Origin of the sequence: Frankia nepalensis (genome assembly GCF_016786325.1) — a bacterium.
GTDB classification, from domain to species: domain Bacteria; phylum Actinomycetota; class Actinomycetes; order Frankiales; family Frankiaceae; genus Pseudofrankia; species Pseudofrankia nepalensis.
On the sequence record NZ_JADWYU010000084.1, the window covers coordinates 18279 to 38450 of the forward strand.

The window sequence follows — 20172 nt, forward strand, 5'->3', positions numbered from 1 at the left end:
GTTCCGCGGTGCGCTGTGGATCTCGGTGTTCCGCGGTGCGCTGTGGATCTCGGTGTTCCGCGGTGCGCTGTGGATCTCGGTGTTCCGCGGTGCGCCCGCCCCGAGCTAGAAGAGGAAGTAGCGCTGGGCCATGGGGAGCTCGCGGACTGGGTCGGGGTCGATGGCGTCGCCGTCGATGGTGACGGTGAAGGTGTCGGGGTCGACGCGGATGTCCGGGGTGGCGGTGTTACCGGGCAGGTCGGCCTTGCCGCGGGAGCGGACGTCGGCCACGGCCGCCATCGGCGTCGCGAGCTGGAGCCTGTCGGCGAGGCCGTCCTCGAGCGCGGCCGGCGCGACGAAGGCCAGCGACGAGGCGGCCGCGGGGCCGCGGGCCGCGCCGAACATCGGGCGGGGCAGCACCGGCTGCGGGGTCGGGATGGACGCGTTGGCGTCGCCCATCGCCGCCCAGGCGATGAAGCCGCCCTTGATGACGAGCGACGGGCGTACCCCGAAGAACGCGGGCTCGTAGAGGACCAGGTCGGCGAGTTTGCCGACCTCCACCGAGCCGACCTCGCCGTCCAGGCCGTGCGCCACCGCCGGACAGATCGTGTACTTCGCGACGTAGCGCTGGGCGCGTACGTTGTCGGCCCGGCTGTCGCCGGGCAGCGTCCCGCGTCGCTTCTTCATCACATGGGCGGTCTGCCACGTCCGGATCACCACCTCGCCGATCCGGCCCATTGCCTGCGAGTCCGAGCCGATCATCGAGATCGCGCCCATGTCGTGCAGGAAATCCTCGGCCGCGATCGTCGATGGCCGGATGCGGCTCTCGGCGAATGCCAGGTCCTCGGGGACCGTCGGGTTCAGGTGGTGACAGACCATCAGCATGTCGAGGTGCTCGTCGAGCGTGTTGACGGTGTGCGGACGGGTCGGGTTCGTCGAGGAGGGCAGCACGTTGCCGGCCGCGGCGACGGTGATGATGTCCGGCGCGTGCCCGCCGCCCGCGCCCTCGGTGTGGTACGCGTGGATCGCCCGGCCGGCGATCGCCGCCAGCGTGCTCTCGACGTATCCGGCCTCGTTGAGGGTGTCCGAGTGCAGCGCGACCTGCACACCGGCCGCGTCCGCCACGCGCAGAGAGGCATCGATCACGGCCGGGGTGGTGCCCCAGTCCTCGTGCAGCTTGAATCCGGCGGCACCGGCGCGCAACTGCTCCCAGAGCGACTCCTCGCTCATGGTGTTGCCCTTGCCGAGCAGGACGACGTTGACCGGCCAGTCGTCCATCGCGGACAGCATCCGGGCCAGGTTCCAGCCGCCGGGCGTCACCGTCGTCGCCTTGGTGCCCTCGGCCGGGCCGGTGCCGCCGCCGATCAGCGTGGTGATCCCCGCGCCGAGCGCTTCGGGGACCTGCTGTGGGCAGATCAGGTGCACGTGGGAGTCGATCGCGCCGGCAGTCATGATCTTGCCGTTGCCGGCGATGATCTCGGTACCGGGACCGATGACCAGGTCCGGGTGCACCCCGTCCATTGTGTCCGGGTTGCCAGCCTTGCCGAGCGCGACGATTCGGCCGTCGCGGACGCCGACATCGGCCTTCACCACGCCCCAGTGGTCGAGCACGATCACGCCGGTGATGACCAGGTCCGGCGCGCCCTGCGCCCGGGTCGCCCGCGCCTGGCCCATGGACTCGCGGATGACCTTGCCGCCGCCGAACACCGCCTCGTCGCCGGTGCCGGCGCCGCCGGGCCCGCGGCTGAGGTCCTCGGTGACCTCGATGACCAGGTCGGTGTCCGCGAGCCGGACCCGGTCGCCGACCGTCGGTCCGTACAGCGCGGCATAGCGCGAACGGTCCAGCGTGGCCATGTCTGTCCTCTCAGCTGGGAGTCCGTCCTCTCAGCCGGGAGGACTCGGGAGACGGGGCTCGGGTGGCAGGGTCCGTGAGGCGGGGGCGCGGGAGCCGGCGGCTGGCCGTGGGCCTCGCCGCCGGCCAGCGGCGGGCGTCCCGCGGCGTCAGGACGCCGTCGGGGTGGCGTCGCGCTCGTCGAGCCTGCCGGCCCACTCCAGGCGCAGGCCGGGAACGTCGCGGGCGCCGGCCAGCGGCACCAAAGGAACCTCGCGCTCGATCCCCGGCTCGAAGCGGATCGCCGTACCCGCGGGCACCGCGAGCCGGTGGCCCCAGGCCGCGGCGCGGTCGAACTCGAGCGCCGGATTCGCGGCGGCGAAGTGGTAGTGCGACCCCACCTGGACCGGCCGGTCGCCCGTGTTGCGCACCAGCAGCGTGAGCGTCGGGCGCCCCGGATTGATCTCGATCGGGTCGTCGTCGTGCAGAACCTCACCCGGAATGATCGGCATCCACTCGCTCCTGTGTCATCCGAGATCCAGATACGTGCATGCTGTCGCACCCACACGGCGCACAGGCGCACCTCCGCACAGCCCCATCCACGAGCGAAGCGAGGTGGCCTCTCCCGGATGGGTCAGCCTTGATTCGTACCGTTCCAGCGGTACGCAATCGAGCTGGCCCGGAGGCGCGCCTCCGCGGAGGCCCGTCCCCGAGCGAAGCGAAGGGGCCGGGCCGCAGCGGAGGTCGCCGGAGGGCACGTTCGCGGAGGAGGACGGCGCGCGGAGGTCCCGTCGGAGCGAAGCGAGGACGGGGCCGGAGCTCGCCGCCCGGACGGAGCGAACCAAGAAACACAGAGCGCACCCTCACGGGATCGGGTGGTGGACCGTGACGAGCTTGGTGCCGTCGGGGAAGGTCGCCTCGACCTGTACCTCGGCCAGCATCTCCGGGATGCCCTCCAGGACGTCCTCCCTGGTCAGCACGGTGCGGCCGGCCGCCATCAGCTCGGCCACGGTGCGGCCGTCGCGCGCCCCCTCGAGGAGGAAGGAGGTCAGGAGCGCGACCGCTTCCGGGTAGTTGAGCCGCAGGCCGCGGGCCCGCCGCTCCCTCGCGAGGTTCGCCGCGACATGGATCAGCAGCCGTTCCTGTTCATGCGGGCTCAGCAGCACGGCGCCAAACCTAGGGCCAGCAGATGACATCGGCGTAACACCGCCGCTGGGTGAGTCCTCGCTATGCGGGCCGCAAACCGGCATCCACCCGGAGAGCCGTCACGCTCCGTCGTCGATCGGGTCGCCTGCTTGCCGTCGGTATCCGCCGTCGCCAGGTCATCCGTGCTCCGAGGCGCAGCCGCGTTGGTCACAGTCGGCTGGAGTTACCTGCTGTTCACAAAGGGGCGATGGGTGCGATACGACCGCTTTCTAACGTCCGGGGCACCGCCCGGGCGGGCCGGATGGGCCGGCCGGTGGGGACTGCACCCGGGGTAATGCGATGGGGGTTCGGTGACAACTGGTTTCAACCGGCGGGGGTTCCTGAAGAGGGGCGCCGGCGTGACGGCGGGGGCGGCCGCGCTCGCGATCGGCGGCAGCGGCCTGCTCGTCGCGTGTGGTGACGACGACGAGGGGTCGTCGTCCGGCGACGGCGCGAGCTCGTTCGGCGAGCTGACCTACCGGCTTTCCTGGATCAAGAACGTCGAGTTCGCGGGCGCCTACATCGCGGACCAGAAGGGCTTCTACAAGGAAGCCGGCTTCGACAAGGTCTCGCTGATCGCCGGCGGCCCGAGCGCGACGCCGCAGGACACCGACGTGGCGACCGGCAAGGCGTTCGTCGGCATCTCGTCGCCGGACATCACCGGTTCCGCGATCCTCAACGAGGACTTCCCGCTCAAGATCGTCGGCGCTCAGTACCAGAAGAACCCGTTCGCGATCCTCTCGATGGCGGACAACCCGATCAAGACCGCGCAGGACATGGTCGGCAAGAAGATCGGCGTCCAGGCGACCAACGAGTCGGTGTGGTCCGCCTTCCTCAAGGCGAACAACCTCGACCCGGCGTCGATCGAGAAGGTGCCGGTCGAGTTCGACCCGCTGCCGCTGACCACCGGCCAGGCCGACGGCTGGTTCTCCTTCATCACCAACGAGCCGAACGCGCTGCGGATCGCCGGTTTCGACGTCGTGACCTTCCTGCTGGCCGACTTCAACTACCCGCTGGTGTCCGAGGTGCTGGTCGTCACCGACGAGACCCTGGCGAACGAGCGGGAGAAGCTCAAGGCCTTCCTCGTCGCCGAGATCAAGGGCTGGACGGAGAGCCTCAAGGACCCGGTCCTCGGCGCGAAGTACGCCGTCGAGATCTACGGCAAGGACCTCGGCACGCTCGAGGTCGAGGAGCAGACGCTGGAGAGCAAGGACCAGAACAAGCTGATCCTCACCGAGGACACGAAGAAGAACGGCCTGTTCACCATCACCCCCGCGCTGATCGAGGAGAACATCGCCACCCTCAAGCTCGCCGGGCTCGAGCTCAAGGCCGAGGACCTGTTCGACCTCTCGGTCCTCACCGAGGTCTATGAGGAGCACCCGGAGCTCATCACCGCCCTGGCCGACCTGACCGCCTGAGCAACCTGAGCAACCTGAGCTGATCGACGACACCAGCACGATCCCCGGCGCGGGCCAAGGGCACCGTTCCGCCGCGCCGGGGCCCGTCCGGGCCTTCGGACAGTTCCAGGGACAGTTCGAAGCCGAGCTTCGCGAGGAGAAGTCGGAACCGACATGAGTGCCTCCGCCACGCCCGTCCCCGAGCCCGCCATCGACGCCGCCGAGGGCGCGCCCGAGGGCCTGGCGTCCGACGGGCAGCGGCCCGTCGCCGCGCCGGCCCCCGGGTCCGGCGTGAGCGTGGCCGGTCTGCGCAAGGAGTTCCGCCTCGGCCGCAAGTCCGTCATCGCCCTGGACGACGTCAACCTGTCCACCGAGGAGGGCTCCTTCCTCACGCTCATCGGGCCGTCCGGCTGCGGGAAGTCGACGGTGTTGCGGATCCTGGCCGACCTGGAGGCGCCGTCGGCGGGCGAGGTGCTGGTACACGGCGAGCCGCCGTCGACGGCGCGGCGCAACCACCACCTCGGCATCGCCTTCCAGGACGCCGCGCTCCTGCCGTGGCGGTCGGTGGAGGCGAACATCCGGCTCCCACTCGAGGTTGCGGGCACCAAGGCCGACAAGAAGGTGATCGCCGACCTGATCACGCTGGTCGGCCTCACCGGCTTCGAGAAGGCGCGCCCGGCCCAGCTGTCCGGCGGCATGCGCCAGCGGGTCGCGATCGCCCGGGCGCTGGTCGTCGAGCCGAAGGTGTTGCTGCTCGACGAGCCGTTCGGGGCGCTGGATGACATGACCCGCCAGCGCCTGAACTTCGAGCTGCTGCGGATCTGGGCCGAACGCAAGACGACGACCCTGCTGGTCACCCACTCGATCCCGGAGGCGGTCATCCTCTCCGACAAGGTCGCGGTGATGAGCCCGCGGCCGGGACGGATCGCCGCGATCGTCGATATCGACCTTCCCAGGCCGCGCACCCCCGAGATGCTGCGGACCCCGCGGTTCCACGAGCTGCACGACGAGTTGTCCGGCCTGCTGTTCGGCGGCGCGGCCGACCCGGACGAGCAGGCCGCGTGACGGCCGAGGCCGCTGAGATGACGATGATCCGCATGACGGCCGGAACGGACCTGGGGCGGGGGGCCCGATGACGACGCTGCAGGACGTCGCGACCAGCACCGCCGGTGGCGCCGCGGGCGCCCGTCGCGGCCGGCTCGGCGGCGCCCCGCCCTGGCTCGGCGGCCTGGTTGGCACCGTCGCGGTGATCGCGCTGTGGTGGATCCTCGCGCTCACCTGGCTGAGGGACGGCGGCGCGGTGCCGACGCCCGACGACGTGCTCGTCAAGCTGGTGACCGACTTCGACCGGTACATCCCGTCGATCAAGTCCACCCTGTGGATCGCGATCAAGGGCTTCCTGATAGGCAACGGCCTGGCGATCGGGCTCGCGATCCTGACCTTCGGCATCCCGGTGGTCGACAGGATCGTCCTGCAGATCGGGGTCGCGTCCTACTGTCTGCCGATCATCGCGATCGGGCCGATCCTGACCACGGTGTTCGACGGCTCCACGCCCCAGGTGGCGCTCGCGGGGATCTCGGTCTTCTTCACCACCTTGATCGGCACGCTGGTCGGCCTGCGCGGCGCGGACCAGGCGGCCCTGGACGTGATCCGGGCCAGTGGCGGCGGCCGGATCCGCCAACTGCGCTATGTCCGGCTGCGCGCCGCGCTGCCCAGCACCTTCGCCGCGCTGCAGATCGCCGCGCCGGCCGCCGTGCTCGGCGCGATCATCGGCGAGTACCTGGGCGCGGACCGGGGGCTCGGGGTCGCGATGGTCGCCGCGCAGCAGAACCTGAACGTCGCCGGCACCTGGGCGCTCGCCTTCATCTCCTCGGCGGCGGCCGGCATCGGCTACGGCCTGATCGCGCTGATCGGCCGGCTGCTCACCCCGTGGGCGCCGCGTACCAACGTCGGAGGTGGCTCGTGACCGCGGTGGCTCCGCCGGCGGCTCCGAAGAAGGCGGCGGCGAGCGTCTCGCCGCCGGCAGACGCCGCGCGGCGGCGCGGCGGCCGGGGCTCCGGGCTGCTCGCGACGGCGCTGGTCCGGCTCGGGCGGACCTTCGGGTCCGTGATCGCGTCGGTCGCCGTCATCCTTGGCCTGTGGTACGCGTTCCTCGAGGTCTTCGACCTGAACAAGCTGGTCGCCAAGCGGCCGGAGGCGGTCTACCGCTATCTGTTCACCGCGCCGAAAGCGCCGGAGAACCGGCGGGAGATCTTCGAGCAGCTGATGCACACCCTGGGCGACGCGGCGGCCGGCTACGTCGCCGGCACGGCGGCCGCGATGGTCGTGGCGGTCCTGTTCGTGCTCTATCGACCGGTTGAGCAGTCGTTCATGCCGATCGCGATGATCCTGCGTTCGGTGCCGCTGGTCGCGATGACGCCGATTATCACGCTGGTCTTCGGCCGGGACCTGCTCGGTGTCACGGTTATCGCCGGCATCGTCGTGTTCTTTCCATCTCTGGTTAACCTGGTCTTCGGCCTGCGTTCGACGCCCCAGGCCGCGTCCGACCTGGTCCTCGCCTATGGCGGCAGCCCCCTGACCGTGCTCCGCAAGGTGGCGCTGCCCAGCGCCCTGCCCGCGTTGTTCGTCTCGGCTCGCATCGCCGTGCCCGGCGCCATCATCGGCGCGCTGCTCGCCGAATGGCTCGCCACCGGCAAGGGCCTCGGCTACTACATGCAGCACGCCCAGCAGACGTTCAACTACAGCGGCGTCTGGACATCCGTCGTCGTCATCACCGCGGTCAGCGTCGTGATCTACGCGGTGGTCGGTGTGATCGAGACGATTGTCCTCGCCCGCTACGGCCCGGCGCCCGCGCGGGGCAAGTGACCAGATCCCGCGGACTCGAAAGCACAGGTCGAGCACGGTTTGACCTGTGCTTTCACTTTCCGCGAGACATCTCCACGACCAGGCCGACGCGGTAGCGACCAATGCTTCACAGCAATCGGTGACTGTGCAGTACGTGCCTGCGACAATGAGGGCGGCGGCGGCCGTTAGGGGCATGCCGGTAACGGAGACCGGAGGGCCCACGTGAGTGCGACGACCCCGTATCTCGGGAGAGCGCTGGGTGCCCTGCCTGGAGCGAGTCCGCCGGACGTCGCGGTGGGGGCGGGACGGGCCGTCGCGGCTCGTCAGGAGGCCGGGGCACCCGCCGGCGGCGGCTACGGCCTCGGGCCCAGCGCGGCCGAGCTGGCGAGGCTGCGCCGGGTCGCGATCGGCGAGGAGGAAGCCGACCTGCTGGTCCACAGCGGGACGGTGGTCGTCGTGCAGACCGGGGACCTGGTGCGCCGCGACGTCGCGATCGTCGGCCGGTTCATCGCCGCGGTGACCAGGCCCGGAGCGCTCGCCGGCCGGCGCTCGCTCGACGCGTCCGGCCGTTATCTGCTGCCCGCGTACGTCGACGCCCACCTGCGCCCGGAACGCACGCTGCTGCTGCCCGGCGAGGCGGCGCGGCTGCTGGTACCGCGCGGCACCCTGACCGTGCTGGCCGACACGACCGCGCTGGTCACCCGCTGCGGGCCGCGCGGCGCCGCGCTCGCGACCACGACGGCCACCCCCCTGCGGGTGCTGCCCCGCCGCCCGGGGGCGGCCGGGCCGGCCCCGGCCGACCTGCTGCCCAGCGAGCGGCCCGGCGGGCAGCGAACGCTCGCCGACCTCGTCGGCTACGGCCAGCTGGCCTGCGCCGTGCGGCGCGCGGTGGTGGCCGGAATGCCGCCGGCCGAGGCGATCCGGCGCGCGACGCTCGCGCCGGCCCGCCGGCATGGGCTCGACCACGTGCTCGGCGCGATCACACCCGCCCACCTGGCCGATCTGCTCATCGTCACCGAGATCGGCGGGATCGAGCCGCCGGACCTGGTGGTGGCGGGCGGCCGGATCGCCGCCGGGCAGGGCCGGCCGCTGTTCGACGACCCCGACCGGGCACCCCGTTGGGCGCTCGACACCGTCCGGCTCCCGGCGAGCCTGCACGTCGGCTCGTTCGCGCTCGACCGCTGGCCGGGACATCCGGCGCCGCTGCCGGCCGCCGTCGAGGTCGCGGCGCGGTTCACCACCCCGGTGGTCCCGTCGCGCTCGGTCGGCCTGAGCGGGCTGCCGTCCGCGCTGCTCATGGCCCCGGGGCTTCCCGCCGCGGTGCCCGGCGTGCCGGCGCAGCCGGGGGCGGCGCCCCGGAGCCCCGCCCGGATCAGCGACCCCGACCCGGGCGGCCCCGGCGAGGCCACGCCGCGGCTCGTGCGCGTCGAGCCGACGGTGCGCGACGGCGTGGTCGTGGCCGATCCCGCGCGCGACCTGCTCAAGGTGGCCGTCATCGACCGTTCTCCCGGCCCCGAGCCGGTGCGGGTCGGCCTGGTGCGCGGCCTCGGGCTCACCAGCGGCGCGATCGGCGTGACCGCGACCGCGCCGTCCGGGGACCTGGTGCTGGTCGGCACCAACGACGCCGACCTGCTCACCGCGGCCCGGGCGCTGGAAGGCATGGGCGGCGGGTTCGTGGTCGTCGACCGGGGCTGGGTGCAGGCGGCGTGCCCGCTGCCGGTGGCCGGCCTGGTCAGTGACGCGCCCTGGGAGGCGGTCGACGGCCAGCTGGCCGCGGCCGACGCCGCGGCCGCGGCGATCGGCTGCCGCCTCACCAACCCGCTGCAGACCATGGCCGAGCTGGGCGGTTCCCTGTACACCGAGCCGTGACCCTGTGCGCCGAGCGGTGAAGGGCATCCGGCCCTGAACGACTTTCCGCGCCGAACGGGTCTCGGCGGCGGACGGCGCCGGTAGTCGGACGGCGCCGGCAGTCAGGCGGCGCCGGCAGTCAGGCGGCGCCTCCTGGAAACCCGGGCCCGGCCGGTGGCCGCTAGCCGGCCTCGGCCGCGGGCCCCGCCGCGTCGTCGCCGGGGCTCTCCGGATCGACGTCGCGCCTCGACGGCTGGGGACGCCCGGCGGCCGCGGCCCGGTCGCCAGCGCCGGCCCCGTCACCAGCGCCGGCCACGTCACCGCGGCCGGCCCTGTCACGGTCGCCGGCCCTGTCACTGGCGACGGCGCTGTCACCGGCGACGGAGTCCCGTTCCCGGCTGGCACGAAGCTTCGCCTCGGCGGCGACGGCGGCCGCCGACTCGCGCAGGGCCTGCTCCGTGTAGTCGCTGAGCATCCAGGAGCGCCGCGGGGTGGACGCGTCCTGGATCTCGACCAGGCCGGCGCGGACCATCCGGAACAGCGCCCGGCGCGCCTCCGTCTTGGAGACGGCGAGCATCTGGGCGACGTCCTCGGTCCGCAGCCGCGGCTGGCGGCGCATCCGGGTGATGATCTGCAGCTCGGGCAGCGACAGCGGCCGGCCGATCAGCTCGTGGCTGAGCACGAAGCGGGCGAAGCCCAGGTCCGGGCGCCCGCCGGGGAGCACCACGACGACGGCGTGGTCGCCGCTGCGGCCGTGGTCCGGCGGAGCATGCCCGTGGCGCAGCTGCTCGCGCCAGATGTGGCTGACGCCCCGGCCGGTGCGCTCGACGAGACCGGCCCGGCGGAACGCGTCGGCGAGCAGCGGGTTGCGCGGGCTCGGCGGGGCCGTCAGCAGCGACTCGACGGTGATCCCGGCCGGCAGCCCGGACGGATTGGAGACGACGATCTGGTCCGTCGTCCACTGCACGTGCACCGCGCCGGGGGCGGTGTAGTCACGGTGGATGAGGGCGTTGGCCAGCGCCTCGCGAAACGCGCTCTCCGAGTACACCGGCACCCGCATGCGGACCAGGTCGAAGCGGACCTCCCGCATCGGGTTCAGCGCCCGGAAACGGGCCAGGAACTCCTCGACGAGCCGCAGCAGCGGCCACCGCAGGAACATGTTGGTCCCGGTCGCCAGCCTGTCCACCCGGTCGAAGACCTGGATCGCGGCCTCATGGGTGGGCACGTGCCGGCGCAGCGCCTGCGGCCGCCCGAACAACAGCAGCCCGGCGAGCAGGACCTCCACGCGTTCCGGGCCGGACGCGCCGACACCGTCCGCGTCGGCGGCGCCCGCGGCGGGCACGACGCGCACGACGCCCAGCTCGGTCGCGAGCGCGAGGTCGCCCAGGCTGGCGAGCCGCTGGTCGGCCTTCTCCCTGGCCGCGCCGACGAGCCGGCGCAGCCGGTCGAACTCGACCGGGTCGAGATCATCCCAGGTCGCGCCGGGCACCACCCGGCCGGTGACGTCCACCGTGCCGGTCACCGGCACGCTCCCGGCGGCCAAACCAGACGTGTCCCCAGCGCTTCGCACAACCAACATCGTAGGGACGAGAGGGTTCGCGCGCGGCCACTCCCGGTTGTCAGATTGCGGCTATCCCGCCACCGGGCGACGACCGGCCACGGACGAACCACCGGAAACGACTTCAACCGGGGTGAAGCCGGGGTGGCGGGGATAGCGGCCGGCGCGGGTGACGAACGCGGCGAGCACCCGGCGCAGCGCCACCCCGGCGGCGTCCGCCCGGATGCTGACCTCCTCGGCCAGCTCCCCGTCGCCGCTGATCAGCGGCAGGCCGTCGATGGTGAACCGCTCCTGCAGGGCGAGGTCCTCGTCGAGGACGGCCTGCTCGAAGCGGGCCGCCGCGGCGAGGCGCGCGGGGTCGGCGCCGAGGTCGTCGCGCAGCAGCCGGGTGTAGACGCGCGTCGCGCCGTCGTCCTCGGGCTGCAGACAGAAGTGGATCGTGTTGGTGATGCAGGCGTCCGGGTACTCCATCCGCAGCCGCAGCATGAACGGCGGCCGGAACACGTACGTCGACACCCGTCGCTGGACGAGTGGGCGCAGCCCGGCGGCGACCCCGGGGTCCTCCGGGTTCGCGACCTCCTGCTCCATCGTGACGCGGAACCCGTCACCGTCGGCCTCGACCCGGTAGGGCGGTACGACCATGTCCTCGCCGGCGCCGATGGTCGCGGAGTGCACGAACGGGAAGTGCGCGGTGTCGAGGAAGTTGTCGGCGAGCAGTCCCGCGGCGGCGGTGGTGCGCGCCGGGTCCAGCCACACCGAGTCGAAGGTGTCGTCCGTCTCCTCCGGCAGATCCATGATTTCGGAGAACGGCTCGTCCGGCGCGAGCCAGATCAGCCCGTGGCGTTCGGTGACCCCCCAGGCCCGCCTGGCCCGGGCGCGGCGTGGTGCCGGGACCCCCGGCCCCAGCGCCGGCACCGCCACGCAGTTGCCGTCGCTGGCGAACCGCCAGCCGTGGTACGGGCAGACGAGCGTCGCGCCCTCGACCTTGCCGGCCGACAGCGGCGCGAGCCGGTGCGGGCAGCGATCCTCGAAGGCGGTGAGCACGCCGTCCGGGCGGGCGAGCACCCAGGGCTCGCCGAGGAGGCGCACCCCGAGCGGCCCGTCGCCGAGCTCGGTGGACAGCGCCACCGGATGCCAGCCGTGCCGCAGCGCTGGATCCGTGTTCGTCATACGGCGCGACACGCCTGCCCGCCTCCTACTCATCCGGTTCAGGTGCCATCCGGTTCGGCCGTCCGGCTCGCGCGATGTTCCCGGGCCTGGTGCTCGCGGGCCATGGTGCTCGCGGGCCTGGGTGTCCTGGGCCTGGGTGCCCTGGGCCTGGATGTTCCCGGGCTTCGGACGGGCTCGTGCCGCCCGCCGTCCGGGCCCCGTGGCCGCGCCATCGCGGCTACGGTCCGTAGACCCGGTTCGTCAGTCGCCCCGCACATCATCCACCGTTCCACGCCGGGACCGTCCGGTTTCGGGAATCCGTGACGTAACCCGCTGTGAGTAGCCGCCGCGGCCGGGCCGCGCGGGTCCCAGGGCTGGCCGGGCGGCGCGTCCCGGCGCCGTCCCCAGTGAGGTACGCGGCGGACAACACGCTCGTAACCTGCGGGTCCTATGGTCGACGGGCGGTCGCGCGGCTGGTCGCGCGACCCGCGCCGTTTCACCGGCCGTGCCTGGCACGGCCGCGACGGCCAGGTCCGTCGGGCCCGGCGGCGCGCCGCGCCGTGGGCGTGGCCGACCGCTCCCGGCGGCGCGTCCCGACGCCTCCGGCGGCGTGGCCCGAGGCCATCGGCGGTATTGACGGTGAGTGACAGGCGGGAGGCAGGCCAGGTGACAGGCACCACTGCCGCGCTGCATCGGCCGGGCACGGTCGGCGAGGCGACGCGGGTGCTCGCCGAGCTGGGCGACGCGGACCTGCTCGCGGGCGGCACGGACCTCGTCCCGGCGTTGCGCGCGGGTACCCGCCGGCCGCGGGCGATCGTCGCGTTGCGCCGCGTCCTCGAGCTGCGTACCCGCGGCGTCGGGGCGGACGGAATCGTCGTCGGCGCCGGGGTGACCTACGCCGAGCTCGCGGGCTGGGCGCCCGCCCCCGGCCTCGCGGCGACCGCCCGGGCGGTCGGCTCGGCGCAGATCCGCAACGCCGGCACGGTCGGCGGCGCGCTCGGCTCGGCGAACCCGCGCGGTGACCTGCTCACCTTCCTCACCGCCGCGGACGCCCAGGTGCTGACCTGCTCGGCCCGCCGCGGTCCGCGTACCGTGCCGCTGCCCGACTTCCTGCTGGCGGGCCGTCGCCGGGGCGAGCTGGTGACCGCGGTGCGCATCCCGCCGACTCACGGCCCCCAGGTCTTCCTGAAGATCGGCGGCCGGCAGGCGGCGTACCCGGCGCTGGTGTCGTGCGCGCTGGTCGTCGACCGGGCCGACGGCCGGGTCGGCTGCGCGTTCGGCGGCGTCGCCGCCACCCCGCCGCGCGCGCGGGCCGCCGAACAGTTCGCCCTGGCCGAGATCGACTGGTCGGCCGTCCCCACCGGTGCCCGGGCGCAGGCCCTCGCGCGCAGGTTCGGTGAGCTGGTCACCGAGGCGGCCCGCTCCGCCGCGGCGCAGCTGCCGGAAGGGCCGCGCGACCCGGCCGACTACCGCTGGCACGCCGTCGGGGTGCTGGCCGCCCGGGCGCTCGCCCGGTGCCTGGCGGCGCCGGCCGGGGCCGAGGGACCCGCGGCCGAGGGCCGCGGCGGCGGGACCGTGGCGGGCTCGTGAGGCTCGTGAGGGAGGGGAGCTGGTGACGGTCGCGGGAACGGGCCAGGACGGGACGGCCGGAACGGTTGGGACGGCCGGGACGGTCGGGACGGCTGGGACGGGGAGGGCCTCGGGTCCGGTCGTCCGGCGGGTGCTCGCCGGCGGCGCTGGTCCCGGTGCGGGTGACGACGGGTACCCGGGCGCCGACGCGGGCCCGCTGGCCGGCGTGTACCGCCTTCTCGTGGACGGCACCCTGCGCACGGTCGACGGAGCCTGGCTGGGCGAGTCGCTGCTGACCGTGCTGCGCGAGCGCCTCGGGGTCACCAGCGTGAAGGACGGCTGCGAGCAGGGCCGCTGCGGGTCCTGCTCGGTGCTGCTCGACGGGAAGCTGGTCACCGCCTGCACCGTGCTCGCCGCCGACGCCGCCGACTCCCGGGTGACGACGCTCGCGGGCCTGCCGGACGACGGCCTCGCGCCCGCCGTCCAGGCGGCCTTCCTGCGCCACGGGGCCGTGCAGTGCGGCTTCTGCTCGCCCGGCTTCGTCGTCGCCGTCACCGACCTGCTGGGCCGGCGGCCGGACGCGGACGAGCACGAGGTCCGCGAGGCGCTCGCGGGCAACATCTGCCGCTGCACCGGCTATGGCCGGATCGTCGCGGCCGTCCGGGCCGTCCAGGAGGACCTGGCGGGGCAGGCCGGGCGGCCCGGCGAGGCGGCTCCCGGGGAGGAGGCGTCATGACGGCCGCGCTGCCCGAGCCGGGGCGCGCCGGGATCGGCGCGTCCAGCCTGCGCCCCGACGGCCCGGCCAAGGTGACCGGCACCTTCCCGTACGCGGGCGACCTGGCGCTGCCCGGGATGCTGCACGCCCGCACGCTGCGCAGCCCCCATCCGCGCGCCCGGATCGTCGGGATCGACACCTCGGCCGCGCTCCGGGTCCCCGGGGTGGCCGCCGTCGTCACCGCCGCCGACGTCCCGGGGGTCGCGACGTACGGGCTGATCGGGCTCGACCAGCCGGTCTTCGCGGCCACCGAGGCCCGCTATGCCGGCGAGCCGGTGGCCGCCGTCGCCGCCGTCGACGCCCGCGCCGCCCGGCGGGCGCTCGCGGCGATCCAGGTCGACTACGAGCCGCTGCCCCCGGTCACCGACCCCGAGGCGGCGATGGCGCCAGGAGCCGCGCCGCTGCACCCGGACAGCCCCGGCTACGGCCCGGGCGGTGACCACGCCGGCTCCGGCCACCCCAACATCTACCGGCAGATCGACATCCGCCACGGCGACGACCCGGACCTGGTCGGCGACGTCGTCGTCGAGGACACCTACGTCTTCGGCATGCAGGACCAGGCGTTCCTCGCGCCGGAGGCCGCGCTGATCACCCCCGCGGCCGACGGCGGCATCGACATGGTGACCGCCACCCAGTGGCTGCACTCCGACCGGGAGCAGATCGCCGCGTGTCTCGGGCTGCCGGAGGAGCTGACGCGGCTCACCCTGGGCGGCGTCGGCGGCGCGTTCGGCGGGCGCGAGGACGTCACCCTGCAGATCCACGGCGCGCTGCTGGCGCTGGCCACCGGCGCGCCGGTGCGGATCGCCTACGACCGGGTCGAGAGCTTCCTCGGCCACCCGCACCGCCACCCGGCGCGGATGTGGTTCCGGCACTCGGCGACCAGGGACGGCGAGCTGGTGGCGGTGCAGGCCAGGGTCATCCTGGACGGTGGGGCGTACGCGTCGAGCTCGGTGGCCGTGATCGGCAACGCGGTCACCCACGCCGCCGGGCCCTACCGGGTGCGGGCCGCCCACCTCTACGGCGCCTCCGTGCGGACGAACAACCCGCCCTGTGGCGCGATGCGCGGCTTCGGGGTGCCGCAGGTGACCTTCGGGCACGAGGCGCAGATGGACCGGCTCGCCGACGCGCTCGGGATGGACCCGGTCGAGCTGCGGGCCCGCAACGCGCTGAAAGCCGGCGACGTCCTGCCGATGGGCGTGCCGATCCCCGGCCCGATGCCGGCCCGCGAGCTGGTCGAGCTGGTCGCCGCCCGCCCGCTGCCGCCGCCGCTCGACCCGGCGAGCCCCGGCGTCGCCAGCGGCCTCGCGCTGCCCGGCGGCCGGCCGGCCGGCGCCGACCCCGCCCGGGTGCGCCGGGGGGTCGGCTACGCGCTCGGCATCAAGAACCTGCTGTTCTCCGAGGGCGCCGACGACTCCTCGGCCGCGCGGGCGCGCCTGGAGCTCGGGCCCGACGGCGTCCCGCGGGCCTGGCTGCACACCGCGTGCGCCGAGGTCGGGCAGGGGTTCGTCACGATCGCCGGGCAGATCGCGCGCACCGAGCTCGCCGTCGAACAGATCGTGCTCGCCCCGGCGGACACCGCCGTCGGCAGTGCCGGCTCCACCAGCGCCTCCCGCCAGACCTGGATGAGCGGCGGCGCGGTGCGCGGCGCGTGCGCCGCGGTCGCCGACCGGCTGCTCGCCCGGGTGGCGCGCGCGCTGGGCCTGCCGCCGTCGGTCGTCGAGGCGCCCCGCCGGGTGCTCAGCCTGCGGGACGGGGAGATCATCGGGCCCGAGGTCGGCGCGCGGATCCCGCTCGCCGAGGCGCTGGCCGACGGGCCGGTGGAGGCGGAGTACACCCACCACCACCGGCGCACCGAGCGGCTCGACGAGCGTGGCCAGGGGGACGCGCACGTCGCCTACGCCGCCGCGGCGCACCGCGCGGTCGTCGACGTCGACCTCGACCTGGGGCTGGTCCGGGTGGTGTCGCTGGCGCTCGCGCAGGACTGCGGGACCGTGCTCAACCCGCTGTCGCTGACCGGCCAGGTCGAGGGCGGCACCGCGCAGGGCCTGGGCCTCGCGGTGATGGAGGAGCTGGTGACCGTCGACGGTGTCGTCGTCAACCCGACCTTCCACGACTACCTGCTGCCGACCATCGCCGACGTGCCCGATCTGGACTTCGTCGCCGTCACCTACCCGCAGCTGGACGCGCCGTACGGGGTCAAGGGGGTCGGCGAGGCGCCGACCGGCACCGCGACGCCGGCGATCGTGGCGGCGATCCGCGCCGCGGTCGGCCGCGACCTGCGCCGCGTCCCGGTCCGCCCGGCGGATCTGGTGATGCCCGGCCCGACCGCCTCCGCGGGCGCCGCGAGCCCTGGCGGGGCCGAGACGATCGGAGAGGCCGAGACGATCGGAGGGGAGGACGGCCATGCCGGCTGAGCGGTCCGCGGCGGCACCGAAGCGGCCGAAGGCGTGGGAGCCGCCGGAGCGGGTCGAGGTCGTCCGTTCCCGCCGGGTGGTCACCCCGGGCGGGGTGATCGCCGCCGCCGTGCACGTGGCGGGTGGGCGGATCGCCGCGATCACCGCTCCGGACGAGGTCGGCCCGGACGCGGCCGTCACCGACCTGGGCGACCTCGCGCTGCTGCCCGGCGCCGTCGACGCGCACGTGCACGTCAACGAGCCGGGCCGCACCCACTGGGAGGGTTTCGCCACCGCCACCAGGGCCGCGGCCGCCGGCGGCGTGACGACGATCATCGACATGCCGCTGAACTCGATCCCGCCGACCACGTCGGTCGCGGCGCTCGAGGCCAAGCGGGCCGTGGCCGCCGGGCAGATCTCGGTGGACGTCGGCTTCTGGGGCGGCATCATCGGCGCCGACGCGACGAGCGTCCGTGACCTCGCCGAGCTGCACGACGCCGGCGTGTTCGGGTTCAAGGCGTTCCTCGCGCCGTCCGGCGTCGAGGAGTTCCCGCACGTGTCGATGGAGGCGCTCGCCGCGGCCGCGCGACACACCGCGCGCCTGGGCGCGCTCACCGTCGTCCACGCCGAGTCACCGTCCGTCCTGGACGCCGCGCCGGCCGCCGCCGGGCGCGCGTTCGCGAGCTGGCTGCGGTCCCGGCCGCCGGCGGCCGAGACCGAGGCGGTCGCCGCGCTCGCGGCGCTCGCCGGCGCCACCGGTGCCCGGCTGCACGTGCTGCACCTGGCGGCGGCCGAGGCGCTCGACGACGTGCTCGCCGCCCGTGACGCGGGGCTGCCACTGACCGTCGAGACCTGCCCGCACTACCTCAGCTTCACCGCCGAGGAGGTCCCGGACGGCGCGACCGAGTTCAAGTGCGCGCCGCCGATCCGGGAGCGCGCCAACCTGGAACGCCTGTGGGACGGCCTCGTCGAGGGGCTGTTCGTCGGGGTCGTCTCCGATCACTCGCCCGCGAGCCCCGACGTCAAGTCGGTCGACACCGGCGACTTCGGCACCGCCTGGGGTGGCATCGCCTCCGTCCAGCTCGGCCCGCGCGCGGTGTGGACCGGAGCGCGCGCGCGTTCGGCCGGCCTCGCCGACCTTGCCCGCTGGGTGGCGACCGGGCCAGCCGACCATGCCGGGCTCGCCCACAAGGGCCGGATCGCGGTGGGCGCCGACGCGGATCTCGTGGTGTTCGACCCGGAAAGTTCATCTGTGGTGGACGCCGCAGCCCTGGCCCACCGCCACCCGCTGACCCCCTACGCTGGACGGACGCTGGACGGCGTGGTCCACGCGACGTACCTGCGCGGCCGACGGATCGACGGTGACCGCCCGCCACGCGGTCAGCTCCTGAGCCGAAGCGGGTAGTCCTGTTCCGTGAAGGCCCCGCCGATCCGCGCCAGCAGTCCGGGCGGGGGGTTCCTCGGGGTGGCCATCCGGCGGCCGCGAGGACTGCGTGGAGCGGGCCCGGACTCCTTGGCACCAAGCATCGCTCGACCGAGGGGGATGAACCCGGCAGTGTCCGGACCTGACGGTCCGCCCACTGACCGCCAGGTTCCCGATCTACTGGGAGGAAGTGCCTCGGATGGCTGACGCCCCCGACCTGACCAACCTCGTCGACCTTGCCGGCGCTCGGCTCGGTGGCACGGTGGTGGCCGTCAACGACGAGTTCTTCGCGTTCGCTGAGCGGATGCTGCTGCCCGAGCCGCCGGTCGTGCGCCCGGGGGTGTTCACCGAGCGCGGCCAGTGGACCGACGGCTGGGAGACCCGGCGCCGCCGGGTGCTGCCGGGCGCCGACTGGGCGGTGATCCGCCTGGGCGTGCCCGGCATCGTGCACGCGGTGACCGTCGACACGAGCCACTTCACCGGCAACTCGCCCGAGGCGGTCGAGATCCAGGGCGCCACCGTCGGCGGCTACCCGTCGCCGGAGGAGCTGCTCGACGAGTCGGTGCAGTGGGTGACGCTGGTGCCGCGCACCCCGGTGAACGCCGACTCGGTCAACGTGCTGCCCGTCGAGGCGGCCGGCCGGCTGCGGATCACCCACCTGCGCCTCACGATCTACCCGGACGGCGGCGTGGCTCGGCTGCGCGCCCACGGCGAGGTCGTGCCCGACCCGCGGCTGCTGGACCGGGTCACCTCCGACCTGGCCGCCACCTACCTCGGCGGGGTGGTCGTCGCCGCCAGCGACATGCACTACGGCGACCGGCACAACCTGAACGCCTCCGGTGAGGCCCGGGTGATGGGGGAGGGCTGGGAGACCCGCCGCCGGCGCACCCCCGGCTACGACTGGGCGGTCGTGCGCCTGGCCACCACCGGGCGGATCGTGCGCGCCGAGGTCGACACCCGCCACTTCCGCGGCAACGCGCCGCGGGCCGTCGCGCTCTGGGCGGCGAACGCGCCCGAGCTGGCCTCGTCCGCCGACATCTCGGCGATCACCGAATGGCGCCCCATGCTGCCGCCGACGCGGACCCAGCCGAACACCCGGCACCTGTTCGACCTGGAGGTCCCGGTCGAGGCGACGCACGTGCGGGTCGACGCGATCCCGGACGGCGGGCTCGCGCGGCTGCGCCTGCTCGGCTCGCCGACCGACCAGGGCCGCGAGGCGCTGGCGATGAGCTGGCTGGACGCGCTCTCGCCGGGCGCGGCCAAGGAGGAGCTGCTCGCCTGCTGCGGCTCGGAGGACTGGGCGGACGCCGTCGTCGCCCGCCGGCCGTTCGGCACCCTCGAGGAGCTGCTCGCCGTCGCCGAGCAGGAGTGGTGGCGGCTGCCGGAGCCGGCCTGGCTGGAGGCGTTCACCGCGCACCCGCGGATCGGCGAGCGCCCGGCCGTGTCGTCGGCGCCCCCCACGTCGGCGCGCGCCACCGTCGTCGGCCTGGACGCGCCGCGCCGCGAGCAGGCCGCGATGGAGTCGGCCGCCGCCGAGATCCGCGCGGCCATGGCCGAAGGCAACGCGGCCTACGAGGAGCGCTTCGGCTACATCTTCCTGATCCGGGCCGCGGGGCGGACCGCCGAGGAGATGCTGGCTCTGCTGCGCGAGCGCCTCGAGAACGATCCGGGCCGCGAGTTGCGGGTCGCCGCCGGCCAGCAGGCGGAGATCACCGCGATGCGGCTGCACCGCCTGGTCACGGGTTCCTGACGGAGCGCCAGCCCCCAGAGGTCTGGGGGCTGGCGCCCAAAGCCGACGCGGCGCCCAGGACGCGGCCGTGCCGGCTCGTCACCTGTTCCCGCCAGGGACCACCATTCCGAGCGGGCAGCGCTGTCCCGTGTCGAGGGCGGAGTGACACCCCTCAAAGAGGGCGTTACATGGGATTTTCCACTGTTGGTGAGCTCATCGGGGGGCCTAGCATCGTCATCGGTGCTGCCCGGACGGTCGTCGGGGGGTCGTTCCTCCGGGTGCCCACCCTTCACGACTCGATCCGTCAAAATTACGGGAGGTGACGGCTCGAGACGCGGAGGATCCTGGCCGCCGCCTCTGGCGCGGCACGGGGCCGGTTACGCGGCGGTCCGGCACGGGGCCGCCGCGTAGCCGAGTCGCGACCGCCGCCCATCGCCGTCGACGGCCGTCTTTGGCTGCCGTGACCGCTGGCTGCCGTGACCTTCGACTGCC

At 74.2% G+C, this 20172-nt stretch carries 15 protein-coding genes; 10 read left to right on the plus strand and 5 right to left on the minus strand.

The genetic code is table 11. The annotated features are described in order from the left end of the window. Positions 1-105: 105 nt before the first annotated feature. The 3 genes from I6A81_RS04310 to I6A81_RS04320 all read right to left on the minus strand — a co-directional run bounded on the left by I6A81_RS04310 (position 106) and on the right by I6A81_RS04320 (position 2976). Positions 106-1833, minus strand: coding sequence for an urease subunit alpha (locus I6A81_RS04310; RefSeq protein WP_203002470.1), 1728 nt, complete (start codon positions 1831-1833; stop codon positions 106-108). A 147-nt stretch (positions 1834-1980) separates the two neighbouring features. After that, a complete protein-coding gene (locus tag I6A81_RS04315) occupies positions 1981-2322 on the minus strand; it encodes an urease subunit beta (protein WP_238428876.1) in 342 nt (113 codons plus the stop codon). Positions 2323-2673: 351 nt separating this feature from the next. Then, positions 2674-2976 carry an urease subunit gamma gene (locus I6A81_RS04320; protein WP_203002471.1) on the minus strand — a complete coding sequence of 101 codons (303 nt, stop codon included), beginning with the start codon at positions 2974-2976 and terminating at the stop codon, positions 2674-2676. Positions 2977-3354: 378 nt separating this feature from the next. Here I6A81_RS04320 and I6A81_RS04325 point away from each other — a divergent pair, with 378 nt between their 5' ends. From I6A81_RS04325 to I6A81_RS04345, 5 genes are all read left to right on the plus strand, one after another. Beyond that, positions 3355-4413: an ABC transporter substrate-binding protein gene (locus I6A81_RS04325; RefSeq protein ID WP_307874467.1), complete on the plus strand. Its 1059-nt coding sequence runs from the start codon at positions 3355-3357 to the stop codon at positions 4411-4413. A gap of 153 nt (positions 4414-4566) precedes the next feature. After that, a complete protein-coding gene (locus tag I6A81_RS04330) occupies positions 4567-5457 on the plus strand; it encodes an ABC transporter ATP-binding protein (RefSeq protein WP_203002473.1) in 891 nt (296 codons plus the stop codon). Between the two features lie 67 nt (positions 5458-5524). Next, positions 5525-6358 carry an ABC transporter permease gene (locus I6A81_RS04335; protein ID WP_203002474.1) on the plus strand — a complete coding sequence of 278 codons (834 nt, stop codon included), beginning with the start codon at positions 5525-5527 and terminating at the stop codon, positions 6356-6358. Beyond that, complete coding sequence (locus I6A81_RS04340; RefSeq protein WP_203002475.1) at positions 6355-7257, plus strand: ABC transporter permease; 903 nt, start codon at positions 6355-6357, stop codon at positions 7255-7257. The genes I6A81_RS04335 and I6A81_RS04340 overlap by 4 nt, the downstream gene beginning before the upstream one ends. Before the next feature lie 201 nt (positions 7258-7458). Beyond that, a complete protein-coding gene (locus tag I6A81_RS04345; RefSeq protein WP_203002476.1) occupies positions 7459-9105 on the plus strand; it encodes an adenine deaminase C-terminal domain-containing protein in 1647 nt (548 codons plus the stop codon). A 160-nt stretch (positions 9106-9265) separates the two neighbouring features. Here I6A81_RS04345 and I6A81_RS04350 read toward each other — a convergent pair whose 3' ends face one another. Both I6A81_RS04350 and I6A81_RS04355 read right to left on the minus strand, forming a co-directional pair. Next, positions 9266-10606 (minus strand): ATP-binding protein, encoded by a 1341-nt coding sequence (locus tag I6A81_RS04350; RefSeq protein WP_307874468.1) that lies wholly within the window; start codon positions 10604-10606, stop codon positions 9266-9268. A 108-nt stretch (positions 10607-10714) separates the two neighbouring features. Further along, the gene (locus I6A81_RS04355; RefSeq protein WP_203002477.1) at positions 10715-11824 is read right to left on the minus strand and encodes an aromatic ring-hydroxylating oxygenase subunit alpha; all 1110 of its coding nucleotides are present in this window, start codon (positions 11822-11824) and stop codon (positions 10715-10717) included. A gap of 633 nt (positions 11825-12457) precedes the next feature. On the opposite strand from I6A81_RS04355, the gene I6A81_RS04360 reads away from it, so the two are divergent. The 5 genes from I6A81_RS04360 (at position 12458) to I6A81_RS04380 (ending at position 19701) form a co-directional block, all read left to right on the plus strand. After that, positions 12458-13381: an FAD binding domain-containing protein gene (locus I6A81_RS04360; RefSeq protein WP_203002478.1), complete on the plus strand. Its 924-nt coding sequence runs from the start codon at positions 12458-12460 to the stop codon at positions 13379-13381. A gap of 22 nt (positions 13382-13403) precedes the next feature. Further along, positions 13404-14096 (plus strand): (2Fe-2S)-binding protein, encoded by a 693-nt coding sequence (locus I6A81_RS04365; protein WP_407661247.1) that lies wholly within the window; start codon positions 13404-13406, stop codon positions 14094-14096. Beyond that, positions 14093-16549 carry a xanthine dehydrogenase subunit D gene (gene pucD, locus I6A81_RS04370; protein ID WP_238428879.1) on the plus strand — a complete coding sequence of 819 codons (2457 nt, stop codon included), beginning with the start codon at positions 14093-14095 and terminating at the stop codon, positions 16547-16549. Before I6A81_RS04365 ends, pucD begins: the two co-directional genes overlap by 4 nt. Next, positions 16539-17933 carry an allantoinase AllB gene (allB, locus tag I6A81_RS04375; RefSeq protein ID WP_203002479.1) on the plus strand — a complete coding sequence of 465 codons (1395 nt, stop codon included), beginning with the start codon at positions 16539-16541 and terminating at the stop codon, positions 17931-17933. The genes pucD and allB overlap by 11 nt, the downstream gene beginning before the upstream one ends. Positions 17934-18150: 217 nt before the next feature. Then, entirely contained in the window at positions 18151-19701 is a 1551-nt protein-coding gene (locus tag I6A81_RS04380) for an allantoicase (protein ID WP_203002480.1), read from the plus strand. The last annotated feature ends 471 nt before the right edge of the window (positions 19702-20172 follow it).

Coding starts and splice junctions, on each gene's coding strand:
- allB (WP_203002479.1), top strand. CDS start 16,539: ATGCCGGCTGAGCGGTCCGCGGCGGCACCGAAGCGGCCGAAGGCGTGG.
- I6A81_RS04380 (WP_203002480.1), top strand. CDS start 18,151: ATGGCTGACGCCCCCGACCTGACCAACCTCGTCGACCTTGCCGGCGCT.
- pucD (WP_238428879.1), top strand. CDS start 14,093: ATGACGGCCGCGCTGCCCGAGCCGGGGCGCGCCGGGATCGGCGCGTCC.
- I6A81_RS04330 (WP_203002473.1), top strand. CDS start 4,567: ATGAGTGCCTCCGCCACGCCCGTCCCCGAGCCCGCCATCGACGCCGCC.
- I6A81_RS04310 (WP_203002470.1), bottom strand. CDS start 1,833: ATGGCCACGCTGGACCGTTCGCGCTATGCCGCGCTGTACGGACCGACG.
- I6A81_RS04335 (WP_203002474.1), top strand. CDS start 5,525: ATGACGACGCTGCAGGACGTCGCGACCAGCACCGCCGGTGGCGCCGCG.
- I6A81_RS04315 (WP_238428876.1), bottom strand. CDS start 2,322: ATGCCGATCATTCCGGGTGAGGTTCTGCACGACGACGACCCGATCGAG.